Source organism: Acetobacterium wieringae, assembly GCF_001766835.1.
Lineage (GTDB): Bacteria > Bacillota > Clostridia > Eubacteriales > Eubacteriaceae > Acetobacterium > Acetobacterium wieringae.
In genome coordinates, this window is sequence record NZ_LKEU01000031.1 from 14,922 (window position 1) to 38,209 (window position 23,288).

25 protein-coding genes are annotated in these 23,288 nt (G+C 44.2%); 18 read left to right on the forward strand and 7 right to left on the reverse strand.

Features of this window, described 5'->3' with window-relative positions; translation table 11 throughout:
- Positions 1–107 precede the first annotated feature (107 nt).
- From ACWI_RS10365 to ACWI_RS10415, 11 genes are all read left to right on the forward strand, one after another.
- The gene (locus ACWI_RS10365; protein WP_070371374.1) at positions 108–263 is read left to right on the forward strand and encodes a stress-responsive transcriptional regulator PspC; all 156 of its coding nucleotides are present in this window, start codon (positions 108–110) and stop codon (positions 261–263) included.
- 8 nt (positions 264–271) lie between these two features.
- The gene (locus tag ACWI_RS10370; protein WP_070371375.1) at positions 272–1,462 is read left to right on the forward strand and encodes an MGDG synthase family glycosyltransferase; all 1,191 of its coding nucleotides are present in this window, start codon (positions 272–274) and stop codon (positions 1,460–1,462) included.
- A gap of 190 nt (positions 1,463–1,652) precedes the next feature.
- Positions 1,653–4,301, forward strand: a complete 2,649-nt coding sequence (locus ACWI_RS10375; RefSeq protein ID WP_070371376.1) for a valine--tRNA ligase — start codon at positions 1,653–1,655, stop codon at positions 4,299–4,301.
- 226 nt (positions 4,302–4,527) lie between these two features.
- Positions 4,528–4,800, forward strand: coding sequence for a type II toxin-antitoxin system prevent-host-death family antitoxin (locus ACWI_RS10380; protein WP_070371377.1), 273 nt, complete (start codon positions 4,528–4,530; stop codon positions 4,798–4,800).
- The gene (locus tag ACWI_RS10385; RefSeq protein WP_070371378.1) at positions 4,787–5,101 is read left to right on the forward strand and encodes a type II toxin-antitoxin system RelE/ParE family toxin; all 315 of its coding nucleotides are present in this window, start codon (positions 4,787–4,789) and stop codon (positions 5,099–5,101) included. The genes ACWI_RS10380 and ACWI_RS10385 overlap by 14 nt, the downstream gene beginning before the upstream one ends.
- A gap of 1,154 nt (positions 5,102–6,255) precedes the next feature.
- Positions 6,256–7,470, forward strand: coding sequence for a DUF697 domain-containing protein (locus tag ACWI_RS10390; protein ID WP_070371379.1), 1,215 nt, complete (start codon positions 6,256–6,258; stop codon positions 7,468–7,470).
- 232 nt (positions 7,471–7,702) lie between these two features.
- On the forward strand, positions 7,703–8,302 hold the full coding sequence (locus ACWI_RS10395) for a hypothetical protein (protein ID WP_207648651.1): 600 nt from the start codon (positions 7,703–7,705) through the stop codon (positions 8,300–8,302).
- 15 nt (positions 8,303–8,317) lie between these two features.
- A complete protein-coding gene (locus ACWI_RS10400; RefSeq protein ID WP_070371380.1) occupies positions 8,318–9,442 on the forward strand; it encodes an SPFH domain-containing protein in 1,125 nt (374 codons plus the stop codon).
- A 198-nt stretch (positions 9,443–9,640) separates the two neighbouring features.
- Positions 9,641–10,198 carry an N-6 DNA methylase gene (locus tag ACWI_RS10405; protein WP_242871613.1) on the forward strand — a complete coding sequence of 186 codons (558 nt, stop codon included), beginning with the start codon at positions 9,641–9,643 and terminating at the stop codon, positions 10,196–10,198.
- A gap of 46 nt (positions 10,199–10,244) precedes the next feature.
- Positions 10,245–10,574: a restriction endonuclease subunit S domain-containing protein gene (locus tag ACWI_RS19030; RefSeq protein WP_175440937.1), complete on the forward strand. Its 330-nt coding sequence runs from the start codon at positions 10,245–10,247 to the stop codon at positions 10,572–10,574.
- A gap of 22 nt (positions 10,575–10,596) precedes the next feature.
- Positions 10,597–11,058, forward strand: coding sequence for a hypothetical protein (locus ACWI_RS10415; RefSeq protein ID WP_070371382.1), 462 nt, complete (start codon positions 10,597–10,599; stop codon positions 11,056–11,058).
- 63 nt (positions 11,059–11,121) lie between these two features.
- Here ACWI_RS10415 and ACWI_RS10420 read toward each other — a convergent pair whose 3' ends face one another.
- Entirely contained in the window at positions 11,122–11,496 is a 375-nt protein-coding gene (locus tag ACWI_RS10420; RefSeq protein WP_070371383.1) for a type II toxin-antitoxin system death-on-curing family toxin, read from the reverse strand.
- Positions 11,493–11,735 (reverse strand): type II toxin-antitoxin system Phd/YefM family antitoxin, encoded by a 243-nt coding sequence (locus ACWI_RS10425; protein WP_070371384.1) that lies wholly within the window; start codon positions 11,733–11,735, stop codon positions 11,493–11,495. Before ACWI_RS10425 ends, ACWI_RS10420 begins: the two co-directional genes overlap by 4 nt.
- A gap of 168 nt (positions 11,736–11,903) precedes the next feature.
- Between ACWI_RS10425 and ACWI_RS10430 the strand changes: the two genes are divergently transcribed.
- From ACWI_RS10430 to ACWI_RS10455, 6 genes are all read left to right on the forward strand, one after another.
- Positions 11,904–13,364: a helix-turn-helix domain-containing protein gene (locus ACWI_RS10430; protein WP_070371385.1), complete on the forward strand. Its 1,461-nt coding sequence runs from the start codon at positions 11,904–11,906 to the stop codon at positions 13,362–13,364.
- 372 nt (positions 13,365–13,736) lie between these two features.
- Complete coding sequence (locus ACWI_RS18525; RefSeq protein ID WP_084633629.1) at positions 13,737–14,705, forward strand: lamin tail domain-containing protein; 969 nt, start codon at positions 13,737–13,739, stop codon at positions 14,703–14,705.
- Positions 14,706–14,744: 39 nt separating this feature from the next.
- Complete coding sequence (locus ACWI_RS10440; RefSeq protein ID WP_070371386.1) at positions 14,745–15,389, forward strand: MBL fold metallo-hydrolase; 645 nt, start codon at positions 14,745–14,747, stop codon at positions 15,387–15,389.
- A gap of 93 nt (positions 15,390–15,482) precedes the next feature.
- Positions 15,483–16,052, forward strand: coding sequence for a hypothetical protein (locus tag ACWI_RS10445; protein WP_070371387.1), 570 nt, complete (start codon positions 15,483–15,485; stop codon positions 16,050–16,052).
- 17 nt (positions 16,053–16,069) lie between these two features.
- Entirely contained in the window at positions 16,070–16,435 is a 366-nt protein-coding gene (locus ACWI_RS10450) for a VOC family protein (RefSeq protein ID WP_070371388.1), read from the forward strand.
- Positions 16,436–16,517: 82 nt separating this feature from the next.
- Positions 16,518–18,092, forward strand: coding sequence for a diguanylate cyclase domain-containing protein (locus ACWI_RS10455; RefSeq protein WP_070371389.1), 1,575 nt, complete (start codon positions 16,518–16,520; stop codon positions 18,090–18,092).
- A gap of 160 nt (positions 18,093–18,252) precedes the next feature.
- On the opposite strand, the gene ACWI_RS10460 is transcribed toward ACWI_RS10455, so the two are convergent.
- The gene (locus tag ACWI_RS10460) at positions 18,253–18,786 is read right to left on the reverse strand and encodes a hypothetical protein (protein WP_070371390.1); all 534 of its coding nucleotides are present in this window, start codon (positions 18,784–18,786) and stop codon (positions 18,253–18,255) included.
- Positions 18,783–19,139 (reverse strand): hypothetical protein, encoded by a 357-nt coding sequence (locus tag ACWI_RS10465; RefSeq protein ID WP_070371391.1) that lies wholly within the window; start codon positions 19,137–19,139, stop codon positions 18,783–18,785. The genes ACWI_RS10460 and ACWI_RS10465 overlap by 4 nt, the downstream gene beginning before the upstream one ends.
- Before the next feature lie 643 nt (positions 19,140–19,782).
- On the opposite strand from ACWI_RS10465, the gene ytvI reads away from it, so the two are divergent.
- Positions 19,783–20,862, forward strand: coding sequence for a sporulation integral membrane protein YtvI (gene ytvI / locus ACWI_RS10470; RefSeq protein WP_070371392.1), 1,080 nt, complete (start codon positions 19,783–19,785; stop codon positions 20,860–20,862).
- Between the two features lie 220 nt (positions 20,863–21,082).
- Here the strand turns inward: ytvI and ACWI_RS10475 are convergent, their stop codons facing one another.
- Genes ACWI_RS10475 through ACWI_RS10485 form a run of 3 tightly spaced genes read right to left on the reverse strand, consistent with a single transcriptional unit; the run spans position 21,083 to position 23,270 of the window.
- Positions 21,083–21,742 (reverse strand): amino acid ABC transporter permease, encoded by a 660-nt coding sequence (locus ACWI_RS10475; protein ID WP_070371393.1) that lies wholly within the window; start codon positions 21,740–21,742, stop codon positions 21,083–21,085.
- Positions 21,736–22,458, reverse strand: coding sequence for an amino acid ABC transporter permease (locus ACWI_RS10480; RefSeq protein WP_070371394.1), 723 nt, complete (start codon positions 22,456–22,458; stop codon positions 21,736–21,738). The genes ACWI_RS10475 and ACWI_RS10480 overlap by 7 nt, the downstream gene beginning before the upstream one ends.
- Positions 22,458–23,270, reverse strand: a complete 813-nt coding sequence (locus ACWI_RS10485; RefSeq protein WP_070371395.1) for a transporter substrate-binding domain-containing protein — start codon at positions 23,268–23,270, stop codon at positions 22,458–22,460. The genes ACWI_RS10480 and ACWI_RS10485 overlap by 1 nt, the downstream gene beginning before the upstream one ends.
- Positions 23,271–23,288 lie beyond the last annotated feature (18 nt).

Below are 23,288 nucleotides of genomic sequence, written 5' to 3' on the forward strand. Positions count from 1 at the left end.
AGCCTGTCCGCCGTACAGTGTAAAAAATGTTTCGTGCAAAACTGGCAGCGAAGCTCACGGTACTTTCGTAATTGTCAGCACATAAAAAAATAATACGGAGGTTTCTTATGTTAAAGAAAATATTAGTGGGATTTTCGGCTGTCATGGCCGGAATGTTAATGGTTTTTGGTGGCATCTATGTGGTTGAAAAACGCAAAGAAGAAGCCATGGGCGGCAAACTGATGCGGGTTAATTACAAGTTTACTAAAGAATTCGAAGACTAAGGCCCGCCATGTCAAAGGTATTTATTTTTACAGCGTCAACCGGTGCTGGCCACAATCTGGCCGCCCAGTCCTTAAAGGAATCTCTGGATGAAGCCGGCTATCAAACCGAAGTTTATGATGCCTTTAAAGAAACCAACGTCACCCTGGACCGCCTGATTACCAAAGGCTATCAGCAGATGGTGGTGAATGTACCCAAGCTCTACGAGCAGATGTACAATCAGTTCAATAACATGAACCGCTTTCAGCAGGGTATTTTTCAGGTGCTGACCCGGGTGATGAACCCCGATATCGTGCCCCTGATCAAGTCCGGTCACCCCGATCTGATCATCACCACCCATCCCTTTGTGACCAACGTGCTCGGTACCCTGAAAGAGCACCATGCCTTTGATGTCCCGGTGCTGTCGATTGTCACTGACTATAAAATTCATACCCTTTATCTTAAAAAAATGATTGACGCCTATATTGTCGGCAGTGAGTACACCAAAGAGACCATGGTCGAAAAAGGGGTAGCCGCTGACATTATCTATCCCTACGGGATTCCCATCCGCCAGACTTTTTTACAAAACAACCATCTGCAGCGTCAGGAACTGGTTGATGTGGCCGGGACAATCCTGCTGATGGGCGGCAGTCTGGGCAGTAAACAGATGGAAAAAGCCTTTACCTCGCTGATGAAGGTTAAGGAAAAAATCCGCATTATTGTGGTCTGCGGCAATAACAGCAAAATCGAAAAAGAAATTAGGGCCCATTATGCCCGGGAAAAAACCGACGATAAGCTTGTCGAGATCCACGGTTTTGTCAATAACGTCTCGGAGCTGATGGATCAGTCTGATGCTATCATAACCAAGCCCGGGGGCCTGACCACCACCGAAGCGATAGTTAAAAACATTCCCATGATCATACCCTTTTACTATCCCGGCCAGGAAGAAGAAAACGCTGATTACCTGGTGGATGGGGGAATGGCCATCAAAGTGGACAAGATCAAAGATTTAACCTCAATGGTTGATTTTTTGTTTGAAAATAAATACATCATCAAACGTATGTCAGAGAATATGTCCGAGGAGGCCCAGAAACGCTCGATGACCAAAACCATTGAGCTGTGTCACCGTCTGATTGCCGGTTATATCGAGAAAAAAGCCTTACCCGAACCCCAACCGGCCCTCTTTGACCCCTACAAAATAAAGGAAATAAAAGACCAATAGTTGGCAAATGCGAAAAAAAACGAACAATTAGTGTTTTGATGTCAGTTTCACAAACGGTTTTGTAACGTGTAGGCGAACAGGCGATAGCCTGTCCGCCGTACAGTGTAAAAACTGTTTCGTGCAAACTGGCAGCGAAACTCACAAAACCTTGGCAATTGCCTAACGACCAATAAGAATAGCAGGTGCATATATGAAGAAAGAAATGTCAAAAACTTATGATCCCAAAGAAGTTGAAGATAAAACCTATGCCAGTTGGCAGCAAAAGGGCTATTTCAAGCCAGAAGTCAATCCCGATGGACAACCCTTTACGATTGTGATGCCGCCCCCCAATATCACCGGTCAGCTGCACATGGGCCACGCCTTTGACGGTACCCTCCAGGATGTCCTGACCCGTTACAAACGGATGAATGGCTACGCCGCCCTGTGGCTGCCGGGAACCGACCATGCCTCGATTGCCACCGAGGTTAAAGTGGTTGATAAACTGCGGGAAGAAGAAGGTAAAACCAAGCAGGAGATTGGCCGGGAAGCCTATCTGGAACGAGCATGGGACTGGGCCTTAACCTATAAAACCCGGATTACTGATCAGCTCAAAAAGCTGGGTGCCTCCTGTGACTGGAGCCGGGAACGCTTTACCATGGACGAAGGCTGCAGCCAGGCCGTTAACGAAGCCTTTGTCAATCTGTATGAAAAAGGCCTGATCTATAAGGGCAGCCGGATTATCAACTGGTGTACCACCTGTAAAACGGCCCTGTCTGAAGCCGAAGTGGAATACGCCGAACACCAGGGCAATCTCTGGCACATCCGTTACCCGCTGACCGATGGCGACGGCTATCTGGTGGTGGCCACCACCCGGCCGGAAACAATGCTGGGGGACAGTGGCGTGGCCGTTCATCCTGAAGATGAACGTTATGCCCACTTGGTTGGTAAAACCGTGATGCTACCCCTGCTTAACAAAGAAATTATCATTGTCGCCGATGACTATGTCGACATGAACTTTGGTACCGGGGTGGTTAAAATGACCCCCGCCCACGACCCCAATGACTACGAGGTCGGCCTGCGCCACAATCTGGAGCAGATCCGGGTGCTCAATGATGACGGTACGATGAATGAACTGGCTGGAAAATATGCTGGCATGGATCGCTACGACTGCCGTAAAGCCGTGGTGGCCGATCTGGAAGCGTTAGGTCTACTGGAAAAAATCGAAGACCACCAGCATAACGTCGGCGAATGCTACCGCTGCTCCACCACCGTCGAAACCATGACCTCGGAACAATGGTTTGTTAAAATGGAACCACTGGCTGGCCCGGCCCTGGATGCCGTGCGTCAGCACAAAACTGATTTTATCCCCGACCGTTTCAGCAAAATTTATTACAATTGGTTGGAAAACATCCGGGATTGGTGTATTTCACGGCAATTGTGGTGGGGACATCGAATTCCGGCCTATTATTGCAACGATTGTGGGGAGATGGTGGTTGCCAAGACGGCTCCTGACCATTGTCCTAAATGCGGCAGCACCCACCTCACCCAGGATGAAGATGTTCTGGATACCTGGTTCAGTTCGGGCCTGTGGCCGTTCTCAACCCTGGGCTGGCCGGAAAACAGCGAGGACTTGAAGAAATTCTATCCCACCTCGGTGCTGGTTACCGGTTATGATATTATCTTCTTCTGGGTTGCCCGGATGATTTTTATGGGCCTCTTCGAAATGGGCGAAACCCCCTTTAAAGATGTCTATATCCACGGTCTGGTGCGGGATTCTCAAGGCCGCAAAATGAGTAAATCTCTCGGTAACGGCATCGATCCGCTGGAACTGATTGAGACCTACAGCGCCGATGCGCTGCGCTTTACCATCATCACCGGAAACTCGGCCGGTAATGATATCCGCTGGCAGGATGAAAAAGTCGAGTCCAGCCGGAATTTCCTAAACAAGATCTGGAACGCCGCCCGCTTTGTGCTGATGAATCTGGATGACGATATCATGGACAAAAAAGAAACGGCCATCGCTCATCTGGAAAACACCGACAAATGGATTCTGTCCCGGATGAATACCATCGTGGCCGAAGTCAACCACAACATGACCAAGTACGAACTGGGGATTGCCGCTTCCAAGATCTATGATTTTGCCTGGAGCGAATACTGCGACTGGTATATCGAGCTGGTAAAACCACGGCTCTACGGCGAGGAAGAAACAACCAAGGTCGCCGCCCAGTATACCCTGCGGGTGGTACTGGACACCATTTTGCGACTGCTCCATCCCTTTACCCCGTTTATCACCGAAGAAATCAACGGCTATCTGCCGGGCAGTACCGGCGATATCATGGTGGCTCAGTGGCCGCACTTTGATGACACGCTGATCTTTCCGGAGGATGAAAAACAGGTCGAGTTCCTGATGGAAGCGATCCGCAGCATCCGGAATATCCGCGCTGAAATGGATGTGCCCAATTCCAAGAAGACCCAGTTATTCCTGATTTGCGATAATCCCGAGCACTTGACATTGATGGCCGACTCCCTGCACTATTTCCAGAAGCTGGCCTCAGTCTCGACGATTCTGCCAATTACCAAAGCCGACATTAAGGAAAACTATGTCTCGGCCGTGGTGGAGGATTTAGAAATTTATATCAACCTCGACGAGCTGGTCGACAAGGAAAAAGAAATTGCCCGACTGGAAGCCGAGAAAAAGAAGCTCCAGCAGGAAATTGACCGGGTCACCCAGAAACTGGCCAACAAAGGCTTTACCGATAAAGCCCCGGAAAAGGTGGTTGAAGCTGAACGGGAGAAACAGAAAAAATTCCAGGAAACCATGGAAAAGGTGCAGGAACGATTGGATTATTTCAAGAAATAAGTGACCCCCGCACTGATAATCCTATCAGTGGGATCACAGCTTATATTTATTAAAAGGCATGCAAAGCTGATATTAATACCCAGCTTCTGGATCACCCTGGTTGTTTAATGGCCGGGGTGATTTTTTATTTTATAAGTTTGTGTGAAACACCGGCGGATATGTTTTTATTGTTAATCTAAAGATATTCCGGTATAATATCTTTAGATTAACAAAGGAGGACGATCACATGCCCTATATCAAATCCAGTACGGATCTAAGAAATTGTTACAACGAAATCTCTAAATTCTGTCATGAACATGAAGAACCTGTCTTCATCACTAAGAATGGTCAGGGAGATCTGGCTGTCATGAGCATTGAAGCATACGAAATGTTAAACGGCAAGCTTGAACTTTATCGTGCCCTTGACGAAAGTCGCACCGCCATCAAAGCCGGAAAAAAACGGCCATTGACTGATGTCATGAAAGACTTACGACAAGAGATAGCCGATGATAATTTATAACATTGAAATCTCAGAGCCGGCTGAAAACGACCTTCGTGATGTTATTCACTACATATCGTCACAATTGTCATCACCAATGACGGCCATAAACATGATGGATGTGATCGAAGCAGCCCTTCTTTTTTTATCCGAAATGCCACAGAAATGTCCGGCGGTTCGCGATGACCGGCTGGCTTCGATGGGGTATCGAAAACTGTTGATTAAAAATTATATTGCTTTCTTTACCATTGATGAGCAAGCTAAAGTCGTCAATGTCGAACGAATCCTTTATGCCCGTCGCGATTGGCTTCGCCTTTTGTAGACTACATTTTTTTCATGCTATATTTAACATCTTAGATCAGGAAACCATGAAAAAGGTGCAGGAACGGTTGGACTATTTTAAAAAATAATTGCCCCCCCGCGCTGATAATCCTATCAGTGGGATCACAGCTTACTCAAAACCCGGAACACCCTGAAAGATTCAGGCGGTTCCGGGTTTTTTGGTCATTGATCGACATTCTCAAAGATCAGCTGACCGGGGAGGCCATAGCGATTTTCCACTAGCCCTGGGGGAGCCGGTAGGCTTTGGCTAAAGCGCCTATCGCTTATGCGATCTACCTGCAGTTATAAATGCTTCTAAATAGCGTTAAATGATATATTTTGAAAAGACGAAAAAAGTAAGGAAAAAGTCACCCATCGAACCATTTATGTTGATCTTACTCGTGAAAATTTTTGTGATTTAATACCAAGATGCATATATTGATACAATGAGGCGAAATCATTATCTCAAAAACCCCCAATACGAAAGGGTTTCGAAGCTTTTCGAAAGGGTTGCGAAAGGGTTGCGAAAGGGTTAAACGGCTCTAATAAGGGATTCGAAAGGGTCGAAAGGGTTTTTTCCAAACTCAGCTATATAGAACACAAAAGAATAAAATATTTATATGGATTTTTTTAACCCTAAACCCTTTCGATCCTTTCGGAAAGACTAAAACAGGGTGATCGAAAGGAAACTAAAATATGGCTCATAAGGTATTTATGTAGCTTTCTAATAATTCTTATGGTTAGTTTTAAACCAGCGGTAAATAATCCGAATCAATGCCTGTGACCAGACCGATTTATTTGACTAGATTTTGACCGATCCCACATTTGGACGGATGGATGTGTTATTCTCAAATCAGGGCGATTGGGATGGCCGGAGGCTGATGGATTAAGTGAATTAAAAGAAGCAGCATTCCCTGGAAAGTGAAATTTGCGCTGGTCAGTGGCGGGGAAAAAGCGTATAATCAAATTATTGGTAAGAATATAAATTAAAATAATTCAATGACAATACAGAACGACTGTTCAAAGTTCAAAAAGTTCAAAAGGTTCTTAGATTGTCGAAATCTATTTAGATGTCACGCGAAATTTGCATACTCTATAGTGAAAAGAAGTTCAAGAATTCTCTTCAATAAATAGAAAGTGATAAAAGGTGGAAAAATGGAAAGAGGTAATGTATTAGTTATTGGTAATCCAGAAGTGGGCATAAAAACATTAATTAGGGCTGTTTTTGGAGAAGAAAGCGTTGAAACAGGATGGGGTCCAATCGACGACATTGATGAACTGGATATCTATGAGAGTGAAATTATCCCCTTAAGAATCATTGATGCGGTTTGTTATAAACCATCATTTGTAATTGAACCACCCTTTATTAAGGAACAAAGAGTCATTAATTCAGTTAAAAAATGGTCAAATAGCCGTTATAAAGAAGGTCACAAAGATAATCAAATCAACCTGATTTGGCTATGCGTCGATGGCACCATGGGTAAGGAATTTACAGAAACTCTAAAAAACCTTTCACGATTGACACCAGCATGGGAGTCAGTACCTATTGTGGTTGTCATTACCAAATCCTATTCTGTTGGCGAAAGAGAAAAGAATATCGAAATGGCAAACAACGTATTTGCTGATCAAAAAAAATCATCAAAGAATCTGCGTAAAATAATCCCGGTTGTCGCAGCCACATATAGCCTTAACGAAAGAGCTTTTGCACCCCCCGAAGGGATTTCTGAATTAATTGATGTGACCAATGAATTAATGCCTGAAGGAACTAGAGCCGCTGATAAGGCCGTATCCACATTGGTACTTAACCAGAAAAGAACGATGGCACATAGCCTTGTGGGTCTGTCGACGGCGGCAGCCGTTACTGTCTGTGCGGTACCGTTTTCACTTGCTGATGGGGTGCTTCTCATTCCGCTTGAGATCGCTGAAATAAAAGGCTTAGCAAAGATATATGGCATAAAAGATGACGAAAATTCCAAACAATTTTTTAATACAATTGTCGAAGTTGGTGCTGTGACCATTGCTGCTAAAGCAGCGATTGGGGCACTTAAACTTATACCTGGTATCAACTTGGCTACGAGTGTGATCAATGCCATCGTAGGAGGTGCTATCGTTGCTGCTATCGGTGAAGGCTCAATCTTTGTGTATGAAAAAATATACCTTGGTGAAAAAAGCGTGGCAGACATTGAATGGGTTAAAAACGTAATGGAAGCAACTTTGACATCACAATTCATGGAAAAAGTCACGTTAATTGTAGAAAAGATTACTAAGCTGGATAATCCTAAAGATATCGGGAAAATTCTTCCCGATATCTTAACCGATGTTTTTAGCCATTCGGATAGTAAAAACCCATCAACAAAGGAAAGCCTCTAAAAATTGACACTCTGCCGTTCACAATGGGCGGCAGAGTTTTCTCGAAGTGATTGTGAAATCAGATCAGTTTGGAATCCTGAAGAAACAATAGTACGGGTATTTTACAACTCTTATATAAATGTATAGCGTTTAGCTTAGCCGTAATAATGCGCTTATTGATTTAATTTTCAGCGCAATGAGTTTACATTTTAATATAGGTCGAAGTCAATTAAAATACGAAAAGGGAGAAAGTATGGTAAATTACAATTTAGAGCCAAATGAAGCGATTCTTATTCAGAGTACCAGTGTCCTTTGTGAAGGCGGCGGATTGATGACAGCTTATACTGATGAACTGATTCTGACCAATATAAATATTATCCATATCAGTAAGGGCATGTTTGGAAACACCAAAGGGGTAAAGAAATATCCGCTCAGTCAGGTGAAAATCGTCAATGGTCAAGCACAGGCTATTTTGGGAAAAAGCTCAAATGGTATGCCTGATCTTCAGATATATTTTGTCAATGGCCAGTTGGCTTTCCAGTTTCAAAGCTCAGGAAAGAAAGAAATTATTGATTTTGCCAATGGCATCAGTAAAGTCTTAACCGGGAATAAGTCTGAGCAAAGTTCAGTGGCAAATCCATTTGCGATCCCTGGTGCAGAAATGGTTGCAGAAACCTTTAAAGATACGATCAACGTTTTAAAAGGAAGCTTGGGAATCAAACCCAAAGACAAAGCTGCGGATAAATCGGTAAAGGTTACCAAAAAATGTATCGGTTGCATGGCACCTCTTACTGGCACCAAAGGTCAGAGCATTCGCTGTCAATATTGTGATACAGACCAAATTCTAGGATAAGAGAGGTTAATAACCATGGGCATTATAAAAGCATTTATTGATTCAGTAGGGGGCTCCTTTGCGGATCAATGGAAAGAACTCATCACTGCTGGACATTTTGATGAACATACCGTTGTCGCACCAGGAATCCTGAAAACAAATAACAACGGGCGTGGCGTTAATAGCCTTGGCTCAACAGATGTTATTTCAAACGGTTCGAAAATATTTATTCCTGAAAATACGGCAGCTTTCATTTTTAGCCAAGCCGGAATTGAGGGTATTATTACCACTCCTGGCGGCTATGAATATCGAGATGGTGAGGAAAGCCTATTTGACGGCAATGATCTGGAGACATCCATCTTCAAACAGACTGAAGACAGAATTGGCTTCGGTGGTATTTCCTCGATGGAAAAGAAAATAGCATTTGTTAATTTACGGGAAATTCGTGATATAAAATTTGGAACACGCGGTCCACAGGTTTATAATGATCTATTTTATGGTTGCGACCTCGAAATTTATGCGTATGGCAGCTTCTCAATTAAAATTGTTGAACCGAAGAAGTTTATCAAAAACTTTGTACCTGCTAATGTCAATAGCTATTCATTTGATAATCCTAAAGTTAGAGCGCAAGTTCTCTCAGAATTTTTACAATCATTTATTATCGCATTAAATTCTCTATCGACCAGCCATCGCATTTCCCAGTTACCGTCGCAGGCGGTTGAAATTTCTAAGCGAATATCTAATGATTCTTACAATGCTGGCACATGGAAAGAGCGCTTTGGTTTTGAACTTGTCAAGGTAGCGGTCGAAAATATCGAATTTTCACCAGAATCGCGACAGCTCATTAACCAGTTCTCAGCAAACAAAATGAATATGAGAGCCTATGAAGATGTTTCACAAAGAGCTTCCAATATTGCTGCACAGCAAAAGATTGCACAAGGTATTCAAGATAATGGTCTTGGAAACGGAGGTGGTATGCTTTTCGGTATGAATATGGCCCAGAATATTGGATCACAAGGCCAGCCAGCTGCAACACAAAGTTCTTCAATGTCTTTCGACGAACAGATCGAAACATTGAAAAAACTAAAAGACCTAGTTGATATGGGCGTTTTAACCCAGGCCGAGTTTGATGCGAAAAAGAAAGAAATTATGGGGCTGTAGAAAAACGTTATAAATCAGGATGATATGTGGTATTGCCCCTTGTCGCAAAGATAAAAAACTAATGAGAATTCTGGTCTTTTTGAATTAGATCCGGTTTCTGTAAAAGTGAAATCACGCTTTATGTATCACCTGCATCACCCCAGTTGCTTTCCAGGTGCCAGGCTCAACTTAACTTAGGAAAACTATGTCTCCGCGGTCGTGGAAGATCTGGAAATCTACATTAACCTGGACGAACTGGTCGACAAGGAAAAAGAAATTGCCCGACTGGAAGCCGATCTGGTCGACGCCATCGTGGCCCTGCCGGACAAACTTTTCTATTCCACCGGGATTCCCGTTTCGCTGTGGATATTAAACCGCAATAAGGCCGATAACCCCGGCTTTCGCAGCCGCTACCATGAGGTGCTCTTTATCGATGCCCGTCAGCTGGGCGAAATGATCGACCGCCGCCACAAGGTGCTCACCGCTGCTGAGATGGCTAAAATCGCCGAAACCTATCACCAGTGGCACAAAAAAGGTGGGGCCTATAACGGTGTCAAGGGCTTTAGCAAAGCCGCCAAACTGGCCGAAATTAAGGAACATGAATATGTCCTGACCCCGGGCCGCTATGTGGGGATTGAAGACGCCATTGATGACGGCATCCCCTTTGAGGAAAAAATGGAAAACCTGACTGCCGAACTGGCCGAACTCTTTGCCAAATCCCGGCACCTGGAGGATGAGATCCGGAAGAATCTGGGGGGGATTGGGTATGAGTTTTAGGGAGACCGAAGTAGGCCTAATTCCGGTCTATTGGAAGGTAGATACGATGGAGAATGCTCTCGAAGAAATAATCGATTACCGAGGGAAAACTCCAGAAAAATCAGAAGCAGGTATTAAGACACTAAGTGCAAAGTCAGTTAAAGATGGCTATATTGACTATTCAAAAGCTTATTTTATCTCTAAAGAAACCTATGAAAAGTTTATGGTTAGAGGTTTTCCGAAAAAGGTTTTGTGCATCCTTAACGCAAAACTTCAGGAAACTTTTCGTTTTTCTGACTGTTTTTCTGAGATATGCAGAATGCATCTAGTAGGTGAAATACGTGCAAAGATAAAATTATGGACTTGCTTAATTCAGTCGTTCAGAACTGCTTGGTAATTATAGATGGTAAGGTGATAGAATGTTTGAATATGCTTTGAGAAAAAGTTATGAAGAAATGATAGCTGTGATACGAATTGCAGAAGAAGATTTAAATAATGAAGAGCTAAAAAAAGAAGTAAACTTTCGTGTTGTTAATTTTCTGCATTGTCTGTTTGACTATTACGAACGTCTCGAAAAAAATGAGGAAATACTAATTGATTGTAATGACAAACAATTTTTCAGTGGGCTGAGATATGCTAATAATAAACTAAAGCACGATCCGTCTGTTTTAAAAGTTTACCAGAGAACGGGAGGCTTTTCATTTCCAATCGAGTTTCCGTTAATTATAGAGAAAATTACATTTAATTGGGATGCTATAACAGAAGATGAAAATCCGAGAAATCAAAAGCAATATCAAAATTATATTGCTCATATTCATGGAAAAGAAATTATTAGGATTTCAAAGGATGCCTTAGAGCGGTTAAAAAAATCTGAGGGATAAGTGACCGTCAACACAAAGGGACGGAGGTTTTGTGCACTTTAAAACAAGTTCCACTGGATGGTGTCAGACATGATCAATAATCCAGTCAAGCAGTTGCCGATCATCAATGTGTCCAGCGGCCAGACCGATACCCAACTGGATCAGTTCATCATCTGTACAATCAGGCAGAAAGCCGTTCATTTCCAGAAATGTCAGCATAACCAGAATGCCGATTCGTTTATTGCCATCGATAAATGCATGGTTATTAATCAGCGAAAACCCCAGTCGTGCGGCTTTCGCGGGAACCGTTTTGTACAAATCTTCGCCCCCGAAACTCTGAAAGGGTGCATTTAGCGCAGAATCCAGTAACCCTTCATCCCGGAGGCCATCACTGCCCCCGGTTTCGTTAATCAGCATGGTGTGAAGGCGCAGCACCTGCTGACAGGACAACCGTTTCATTTGGCCAATTCCTCAAAGGCGGCCTGATGTTTTTTTAGAATTCGTTTGGCAATGGCGTCAACGGCGTCATCGACAAGTGCGGACTCTTCCTGAAACTGGCTGAACTCAATCAGAACATAGCGGGGGGTATTGTTTTTTAGAATGAAAGCAGCGCCGTTTTCATCCACAAGACGGGCAACCTTCGAAAAATTCTGGTTGGCTTCGGTAATGGAAACCAAATTTTTGGTATTAATTTGCATGTTATTACCTCCTGGTTCGTTTCCATTGTACTACAATTCTAGGATAAATAAAACCTAAAAATAAATCTATAAAGGCACACTTAATTTAAGAACACCTTATGGAACACCTTATGTACCTGACACCAGTTTATATAAGCATCATTTTACATCAAAATTTCAGGAGGACATATGACCTTATTTAGCAAAAGAATAGAAGAACTGATTATTGATAGTGGTGAAACCGTTGCGTCTCTGGCCGCAATTGGCGGCATCAACCGCACCACCCTGCAACGGATTAAATCCGGCGAGCGCCTGCCGACCCCGGAGTTTTTCTGCAATCTGAGCCGGGCTTTGCGGCTTTCCCCGATTGAACAGGATGAACTCGCCCAACTGCTGGAAATCGCCCGGGTCGGGGAGACAGTCTCTTACAGTCGTCGCCAGATTTTTGATCTGATTGAAATGATTTCTGAACTCACCGAATATAAGATTCCCTTCTCAAAAGAGATCGATCTGAAAGTCAGCCCACTCGACAATAAGCAGTCTGCCGAGCCGCTTGAGGTCTACTCCGATCCAATGGCGGTTTTAAATCTGATTGAAAACAGCATCGATCAGGAACTTTTTTCCGCCACCCAACCAGAGCTGAAACTGTGCATTCCCCATACCGAAAGCAAGGTGTACGACTACATTTTCCAACAGATGATGGGCAACAAGAAAAAACTGAACCTTGCGGATGTGTTGGGGTTCCGTCAACAGTCAGCGACCGACGAACCGGGGCAGGCGGTGGCGGCCCTTCGTCACTTGATCGCCCTGTCGCTACTGGAAAATATCAACTACCGTTCCTGTTACTATTATTTTTCACCAGAAACTTCAGTCAGTATGCCAGTAACAGCCCTGTTTCCGTATTTTATCCTGACTTCCGATCGGGTCATTACCATTTCAACTGATTTCAGTCAGGCGGTATTATATCAGGATGCGGCCATTTTTGATCTGTATCGCACCGAGTTTGAGCGCCTGGTTGCCAGATCCCAGACCTTTATTGAAGAAAGCACTGATTTGTTTGAGGTCTATACCATGGAACAGATCCGCCAGTTAAAGCATGTGGTCGAGCCCTTGCCCTGTTTTGCCTACTACATTGACCGGGAACTGCTGGAAGCAAATATGAATAAAGATTTTCCCTATTATCAAACGCTGCTAGAGATGGCAGTCAATCATTATGGCAATATTCAACGGGAAAACCCAAACATCATCAATGTGTTTTCGTTAAAAAACCTTGAACAGTTTATGAAAGATGGACGCTTGAACTTCCCAGATGAAGTCTATAATGTTGTCAAACCCGCTGATCGCTTATACCTGCTCAGGTTGGTTCGGGATGATTTGGCCAACAATCGCCGCTCCTATTATGCCATCGATGAGGAGCAGATCTTTATGAATGGCTCCACCGAATTTTCCAATGAGCAGAATCTGATTCGTGTGATTCTGCACTACCGCAAAGATAATCAGCTGGTTTTTAAAGCCTTTGAGATTTATGAGCCCAGCGTAGTTGCCGCCTTTGATGACTTTTTTACCAGTCTAATAAAAAGCAAATATATATTACCAAAGGAGCAAACCCTGGCCGAACTCGATCGATTAATGCAGATATGTGATGTATAAACAGCCTTTGCACATGGATTTCCGGCAATAAAACCACCCAGCGGTCAAAATTAACGGTTCCAACCTCACTTAACTTCGCCCAGACAATGATTTAACCAGGCACATGCGCAATGAAAAATATTTTTAGTTAAAAGATCGGAGCGCACGGGATAGATATCAATAAAATATTAATGTGAATGAACTGTCAGGCCATTTGCTGTTGAATACTGAACAAATTATTCCTGTTAAAGATGTCAGTAAATGTGTATAATTAACCCTAACAAAGCTTATGGGGAACCGTGCCTGATTCCTTCGGATAAAAGGCCACCGCCCTCAAGTGATTCAATTAAATACCAATACGTTTAAAAAAAGATCCAAAAAGGGGAAATTAACATGTCTCAAATTAAAAAACACCTACCCGGGAAATCAACGGTGCTGCTGACCCTGGTGCTGCTGTCGATATTTATCTTTTCCGGTTGTAGCACCCTAAATAACTCCAATCGGCCAGATTTTGAAGGTTATACCTGGATTGAAGTCGATGGTGGCGACCTGTCGGGCCAGCGGCTGCCCAATGTGGTGGTAGATATTGGTTTTGGCGATCGTGAGTATTATGCTTTTACCAATGAATATGGCCAATTGGTCAAGGTGACGGCAAAAGAAATCATTTTACAGGATGATGATAAGGAACCGGTTTTGGACACGGGCCGCTATTATCCCGATGAGGCCAAGGTTCCCGGTACCGAAAGCCCCACCCTCGATGAGGGCCATGTCATTGCCGATTCCCTCGGCGGGGTGTCCAATGCCTATAACATCACTCCCCAGGATAGCACCCTGAATCGGGATGGTGATCAGGCCTATATGGAAAAGGTCATTCGTGATGCCGGTGGCTGCAGTGATTTTACTGCAGTGATCACCTATCCGTCGACCACCACCCAGATCCCCAGTCACTACAGTTATACCTATACCCTAAAGGGCAATGTCATCCATGATGAATTTGACAATGTCAATCCCGATGACGTCAATCAGGGACTGGGCCTCACGTCGCAAAATGGGGGAGCCGGTAGCGGCGTCAGCATTAGCGCCCGTGATAAAAAGGCCGAATACATCGTCATTAAAAATGACGGTACCAATCCGGTTGACCTAACCGGCTGGAAAATCGTATCCGTTACCGGGAACCAGACCTTTACCTTTCCGGCCTTTAGTTTAGCAGCTGGTGCCGAGGTGAAGGTTGGGGATTCTGCCACCAATTCCGGTATCGATTTTCATTGGCTCGATGGCGGCGGGACCTGGAGCAACAGCAAAAGTGACCCGGCGGAGTTATATGACAACACCGGTAAACTGGTGGATCGTTACGATGATTAATCATTACCTATTAATCATAACGCGAAAGGAGAATAACCAATGAACATCATCACCATCTCAGCCGGTTCCAATTGTTACCTGATCTCTCAGGGGGAACACCACCTGATGATTGACGCCGGTGCCCCGGGAATGGGGGATAAAATCGAAAAAAACCTGGCTCGGCACCAGATTGTCATGGAAAATATCCGTTATCTGGTGCTGACTCATGGCCATAGCGATCATATCGGCAGTGCGGCTTTCTTTCAGAAAAAATATGGCATTCCCATTGTCATCCATCAAAACGACGCCAATATGATTGACAATCCTTTGTCGCAGCCGATGCTGTCCAGCCATCCAATCGGCAGAATGATTACATGGCTGGGGAAGGGCACCATGAAACGGAATCCGCCCCAACGCTTCACGCCGGATCTGCTCATCACCGGGCCCCAAACCAACCGGCTGGGTTTTGGCGAAACCATCCATCCGCTGCCGGGACATACCCGGGGCTCCATGGTGCTCACCTTTCCCAGCGGCGAATTATTTATTGGCGACATCTTTATGAATATGCTAAGCCCCCAACCGGCATATTTATGGGAGGATCACGCCGCCTTGCAAAAGAGTATTCAGGCGGTTCAGCAGCTGCCGGCAAAAACCATTTACTACGGACATGGCCGACCGACACCGGCAAGTAAAATAGGGCAGTAGCAATCGCCCCAAAAACAGTACCTGGTAGCAAATCGCTTTTTGCCAGGACGATACAATGAAACGATTGATGGATTTAAACGATTGGAGCCACCCATGACAAATAAAAATAAAAAATCACTACGAGCCGACTACCAGGCCATTTTTACAAAAGCCTATGCTCTGATGGATGAGGCGATCATCGCCGGTAATTGTGGGAAATCGTGTGACTATCATTGTTGCCGCCGACATGATGACGACGGAAAGCAACTGGGCATGTATTTATTACCGCTCGAATATGAATACATGCAAGCGACAGTCGCAACCGATTACGAGCTGCACAGCCAACAGCACTACAAGATGCCCCCTAAAATTAAAAAAATGTATTATGTCTATTGCCATCTGGAGAGTGGTTGCCTGCGGGACTATCGGCCCATTCAATGCCGGACCTATCCCTTTGAACCCCATCTCGAAAACGGGGTCTTCTCACTGGTAATAGAAAAAGAGCAGATTCATGGCTGTCCACTGATAACACGCCGCTCCGAGTGGCGTCCGGCCTTTATCGATGGCATTTATAATGGCTGGCTGGAACTGCTAAAGATCCCCATCATTACCTATCACATTGACTATTTTTCAAAAGAGCGCAGCGCCGCTGGTAACATTATGATAAACTATCCATTACGCTAAAACAAAAGGAGAACATTATGAACCTATCATGGGTAACCCTTACCGTCAAAAATATGGACGAATCCTTAAACTTTTATACCGAAGTGCTGGGACTGACACTGCTGGACCGCCGACCGGCTGGCCCCCAGATGGAGCTGGCCTTTTTAGGCGACGGCGAAACCAAGCTGGAGCTGGTCTGTAACCAAGCCGTCACCAGCTTTGATATGGGCCAGAGCATTTCTTTGGGCTTTTCGGTGGCGTCAGTTGATCAAAGTATGGCGACGCTAACGGAAAAAGGCATTGCCATTCACAGTGGCCCGTTTCAGCCTGCCCCGTACATCCGCTTTTTCTTTATCCTCGATCCCAATGGTCTGAAAATCCAGCTGATCGAACACCTCGCCTGAAAACTAGGAACATGAAACTTAAAATTTACCCATCCCAACATCATCGCCAAAGACTGGCAACAGCAGAAAGAAACGGGGACAGATGAAAGAAACGGTCTTAATCATAAATATCACCACCCTGATGGTAACCTTATTTTTAGTTTATGTCAGTTACCGGCATCGTCGGGACAAGGGCGGGCTACCATTTTTATGTACGATGGTGCTGCTGTTGTCCTGGGTGGCCGGTTCCACCATTGAATTGTTTGCTCAAAGCTATGAGGCCAAGGTATTCTGGCGGAATTTTATTCAAATCGGGATGGCCTTCATCCCCATTGCCAATCTCTGGTTTGTCATTGAATATACTGAAAACAAAAACAAATATCTCAAATATACGGTGTGGCTGGCAGCAGCAATCAGCCTGACCGGAATTGTTTTGACCTTCACCAATCCACTGCATCATCTGATCCGCAAAACCGTGGAATTGGTTGAAATAAACGGTCACTGGAGCCTGTATGTGGAGCCGGCATTCTGGGGCAATATGTTTGTGCTGTTGCGTTTCGCCCTGATGCTGTTTTCGATCATTATTCTGATACTGTTTCAAATCCGTATTTTCAGAAGCGGTCAGAAGCAGGTTCTCTATATTCTGATCGGCTTTATTCTGGCCCTGACACTGTTACTTATCAAAAACTACCTGATGGTCGGAACCGCCGAAACTTTTCCGATGTCGGTGATCTTTTTGATTCCCAATCTGTTTATCGCCTATAGTGTCTATCGCCACGATTTTTTAAAGATTGCCCCCTTGGCCAAGGATTGGATCATCAATTCCCTGCCAGATGGGATCGTGGTTTTATCCGCCGCCGGGGAGATTGTGGAGGTGAATCCGTCAGCTGCTGCATTCTTCCAGCATTTTACCGAACCAGAAGCGGCCCAAAGCCCTGACAAAGCATCCGGCAACAAGCTGACAAACCGTGATTTCACCAAATACTCGGCCTTTCTTCACAGCCAATCATTATGGCAGGAGGGCTTAACGCAAAGAAAAAACGGCAGCGTTGAACTGGAGCTGGACACCCTTGATGGAGCCAAACACTACTACGAAATTGATCTGCATCACTTTATCAACGACCGACACCATTATTCCGGCAGTGTCTCGGTGATCCGCAACGTAACCAGCTCCCGGCTCGAGCGCCAGTCCCTGAAACGACAGGCCGAGATGGATCGGCATATTCAGGTGCTTAACAAACAGGCCTACATTGATTACGTCAATGCGTCAGTCGCCGACCCGGTTTCCTTATTGATTATCGATATTGATAAATTTAAGGCCGTCAATGACCAGTATGGCCATCCAGTTGGGGATGTTGTCCTCTTAAAAGTGGTGGATGCCATCAAGCAGTGTATCCGCAAAGACGATCTGGTCGGCCGGATTGGCGGAGATGAGTTCAGCCTGACCCTTTTGGGCTGTGGCAAAGAACAGACCCAGGCCATCATCCGGCAGATTCTTAAGCAGGTTCAAAAAGAAACCGCCGATGTGCTCCATGAAAGGGTCACCGTCAGCATCGGTGCCATAACCGATCAGACCTTGCCGGACCACCATTTTGAAACGCTTTATCAGAAGGCGGACGAGGCCCTATATGCGGCCAAAAAAGCCGGTGGTAATCAGGTGGTATTTTATGAACACTAAAAAACGGCCTGATCCAATCAACCCTGCCGGACCGCCCCCTTGAAACCCCATCTCAAAAACGGGGCCTTTCACTGGTGCCGAAGGCGGCCGCAACCAATGCGACAACATCAGATTCCCCTATACGAGTGCCTGCTGCCACGAATGCCGGTCAATCGGGACTCTATTGATTGACAATCTCGCTGATTTTGGCATACAGGTCATTTTCGTCCTTCATCAGATGTCCCTGGGGAAAGATGGTTGTCATATAATGCTGGGCAAACGGAAAACAGCATGCTTCAAAGGGTTTCATCTGAGAATTGATGAAGCCAAAATCAAGTTGCCTGATCTCGATTTGATCGACTTCAATATGTTGGGCACACTTCATTTCCATCGGATCAAAGATGAGTCCGAAGGGATCATTGCCGTTGTTGTCAAGCTCTCCGGCATAATCAATTGATAAATTACCTTCAATCCATAAGCGCTGATTCAAGAAAACGCAATTATACTGATTGATATCAATGATCAAATCCATTCTGGTGGGGCTATCCTGACCTTCAATATCACAAATCAGCTTGCCATTATAGGTGGTTGTAAAAACCGATTTCTGTAAGGTGGAGGGGAGAAAACCTTGGCCCGGATCATAGTGAAAGGTATTGGATTCGTAGTCACAGATCACCCAGGAAATTAAATTGGTCGTTTTGTTCCGGGCAATCACATACAGCTCATATCGCGAACCCCAAAAAACACTCGTATGAACATTAAAACACCCGATGATTGCGCAATGCTTTTATCAGAGTGATCAAATATCGAAATCGGTACGAGCTCATAGTTATCGGGGATGTATTCTTTAACCTGTTCTGGAGTAATCTCATAGGCTAAAAACAAACTGTAGGGTTCAACCACAAAGCCCATGTATTGATTATTTTTGGTATTTTGTTTAATAATGAAATTTTGGATGAATTTAGGTAGTTTCATCAGTTTTTGAGCGTTGTTAAAAGTCATCGCAATTCCGTCCGGGGTAATCTTTTTTTCAGTTTCCTTGATAAACTCGATTATTTCGTTATTCATAGCTAACCACCATTTTCACTTTGCAATTGCAAATATTTGATTTTAATTAATATAATTGACAACAAACGACGCTTTTTTCTACTTATTGGATTAAAATATATATTAAATAGAAATATTTGTCAATGGCTGAATATCAGCACTGTGGCCAGCCCATTTCCCTGGACTTTTCCGTGGCTTGGGTCAATCAGACCAGTGCGGCCATACCGTTTTTGTAAATGATGTTAATCTTGATTTATTCATTGATCTTTACAATCAGATGCGGTAAAATTACAACAATAATAAAAAAAGGAGTGATCATTAAGTGAATGATGAACCTGACGAGACGCCTAGGATTAAGAATTAACCTGGCGCCCCAAATTAAAACCGTGTTGAGTACGATTAAGTCGCTAATTCTACCATCGCAGACCTCGACGCAGTATTTTAAGTGCTGTTTTTTGTGGTCTTTTTTAGTATTATAAATTTGAAGAAAAATCATGTCTTTATAAACCGTTTTTCAGCTTATCTGAGAAACGGTTTTGTTATCGATCGAACCCCGTCTGGTGTTCACATATAATCGATCAATGCGAAGTGAATTAAGTTGAACAATGATTACTATCAGTGCAATTTCGCAATTACCGATCACAAATAAAAATTGGAGGAATAAATGGAATCCCCTTATGACAAAAAAAGACAGTTTATCATCAATGCTGTCTACATTCTTTTAGTGGTGGCGATTGTGTATCTCATTTTTGAGTATGCAATTTCGTTACTAAGCCCTTTTATCCTGGCTTTCCTGATTGCATATCTGCTTAAAGGCCCGGCCAAAGCAATTTCGGAATGGACCCGGTTGCCAAACAAACTGGTATCGTTTGTTCTGGTTCTGGTGTTTTACGGTGGTGCCGGGATTCTGGTTGCCCTGGTGGGAGTTAAATTAATCTCAACCCTGACGCAAACCATCAGTGCCTTACCCGATATCTACGAGTATCAGCTCAGACCCTTTCTGCTGACCACTTTTGACGGGATAGAACAAACCGTCTTTCTGATTGATGCGGCCCTGGTTGACGTCTTGAATGCGGCATCGGAACAGCTGGTCAATTCCCTGGGGGATAATGTCACCAGTATCTCCTTGGCCTTTGTGGCCTTCTTATCAGACCTGGCCGGGTCGCTGCCGGCTTTTTTAATCAAAATGCTCTTGATGGTCATTGCCACCTTTTTCATGGCGGTTGATTACGAAATGCTGTCAGCCTTTGTTTTCCGGCAGTTTTCCGAGAAAGCCAATGAGATTTTCCAGACTATTAAAAATTACATCGTCAATACCCTCTTTGTGGTGATCCGGTCCTATGCCCTGATTATGTCAATTACCTTTGTTGAACTCTCCATTGGACTTTCAATTGTCGGGATTGACAACCCCATTCTGATTGCCTTTTTTATTGCCATCTTCGATATTTTACCCGTGCTGGGAACCGGTGGGATAATGATCCCCTGGTCGGTGATCACCCTGCTTCAGGGTAACTATCAGACGGCGCTGGGCTTGATCCTGGTTTATGTTTTTGTGACAGTCATCCGCAATATTTTAGAGCCTAAAATCGTCGGCGGTCAATTGGGCCTGCACCCGGTGGTGGCCTTAATGAGCATGTTTATCGGTGTTAATTTACTGGGGGTTCTGGGCCTGTTTGGTTTTCCCATTGCCCTGTCACTACTGAAACATTTAAATGATGTGGGAACGGTAAAGCTCTTCAAATAAAGCCCTTGGCCGCCAAAAAGAAAAATCACTCCAGCAGTTAAGGTTAAATGGTTTAGTCATTGGCATGCACCAACCTGGCGCAGCGACCCAAATATAGAAAACCACTAAGCACCGATCCTGGTTAATAACGATGCCGTAATTAAAACAAAGTCATGGATTAAAATCAATCCATGACTTTGTTTACGTTTTAACTCATTCATTATTATCTGGAATTGTTTCATTATCTGGCGATTTGTGTTCTTTTCTGATAGCTGCGAACCACACACGACAGGCTGAAACAAATCACAAAATAACCAACTGCCAACACCGCAAAGATCATAAAAACTTCAGGTGTCGTCGTATAGCGTCCCATAACCACAAATCCGCTGCGAGTATACTCGGGAATTGCAACAACCTGCAAGAAAGAGGTATCTTTAACAGTTGTAATGACCTGCGAAAGCAGGGAAGGCACAATACTTTTAAAACATTGGGGCAAAACGATGTAGATTAATGTTTGGATCAGCGTAAACCCCTGAGATGTAGCGGCTTCAAACTGGCCCTCGGCGATTGAGTTTAAACCGCCACGGACAATTTCTGCAATAACCGCTGAAGTGTATAAAGTCAAAGCTAATCCGCCACGAATGACAATGGTGCCATAGGGAATCATAAAGCAACACACCAGAATCCAGAGCAGTAAGGGTGTATTTCGAAACATTTCAATATAGAAGCCAGCCAATTTGCCCAAAAAGCGCTTTTCATACGTTCGCAGCAAAGCCAGTATGGTTCCAAAAATAATCGAGATAATAACAACCGATACTGAAATCGCTATGGTTAACGCCATGCCTTTGGCTAAGAATTCAACATTTGAAGGCGTAAATACATTTTTAAAAACGTCTAACATGTTACGGCCTCCTCACATGGATCATAGAGAGTACGGGTCGTGTCATTGCGTTTGAGACGTTCTTCATATTTTCTTGCCCAGGTTGCCAATGGGAAACAGAGCATAAAATACAAGAGACCGGCAAAAACATAAGATGGCCCATAATCAAGACTGGATGATGCCCATGAATCAGCCATATACATCAGATCAAAACCAGAAATCATCGCCAGAACGGAAGTGTTTTTAATCAGGTTGACGGCCTGATTGGTAAGCGGTGGCAGAATAATCTTAATTGTTTGGGGTAGAATAATATAGCGCATATACTGAATATAAGTAAAACCCTGGGACTTGGCCGCTTCGACTTGTCCCTCCGGAATGGAAGTAATTCCCGTCTTAACAACTTCGGAAACATAAGCACCATGATAAACCCCTATGCCTAGAACCCCAATTACAAACACACTTAGCCGCAGTCCCGCAATGGCCAGACCATTATACAAAAAGAAAACCTGAATAACCAGGGGAGTGTTTTGAAAGAACTCAACATAAATCCTTGCGATCCCACGCATTACTTTATTGTTTGAAGTTGAGATAACGCCAAAGATAATACCCAGAACAAGAGCAAGTATCAAGGCGAGGGCTGCGACCTCAATGGTTCGCAGAAACCCTTCGCCAAACATTTGCCATTCTCCAAACATCTTCTCCCAACGCCATAAGGCAAAAGGATTAGAACTATTCATTAATAATTAAGTCCCCATTTCGTGATCAGGCCTTCAATGGTGCCATCTTCTAACCATCCGTTGATATAGCCGTCAACTGCTTCAGTCAGAGCTATGTTATCAAGTTTTGAGGTAACACCATATTGTTGCGGTGAGAAGCGGTCTGGCAAGATCATGGTCGTATCGTCAACATAGCCACCAAGAATTGAACCATCGACACAGAAAGCATCAACGCGTCCAGAGTCTAAAGCTGCCTTGATCTCTGGATAAGTCGCATATTCTGAGAATGATACCGTAATCCCTTTTTCATCGGCAACTTTTTGAACAGCATCTTTGGAGGTCGCACTTTGAGCAACACCAATTACTTTGCCATTCATGTCAGCTAAACCTTTGAATCCGGCATCTTTTTTAACGAGCAGACCAACCGCATCTTCATAATACGGGGTCGAGAAGTTGTAAGTTAATTTTCGTTCGTCCGTAATCGTAAAGGTTGCAATAACAAGATCGACTTCGCCATTGTCAAGTAATGGACCACGGGTTTTAGCCGTTACCGGTGTTAATTCATAAGCATTTTCATCGCCGAGAATTGCTTTGGCCAACAGCTTGACAAGATCAATTTCAAACCCTTCGATTTCACCAGTAGTGGTGTTACGCAGCCCAAAGTTGGGAACGTCTTCTTTAACACCGACACGTAAAACACCGGCTTTAACAACTGCGTCCAAACTACCATCAGTGGTAGCATTGTCCTTTGAACCAGTTGACGACGAACAGGCTGCCAAGGTAAACACCAGGCATAAAACAAGCAGAGCAGAGAGTACCTTTTTCATAGTCATTTTCCTCCTAAATATAAA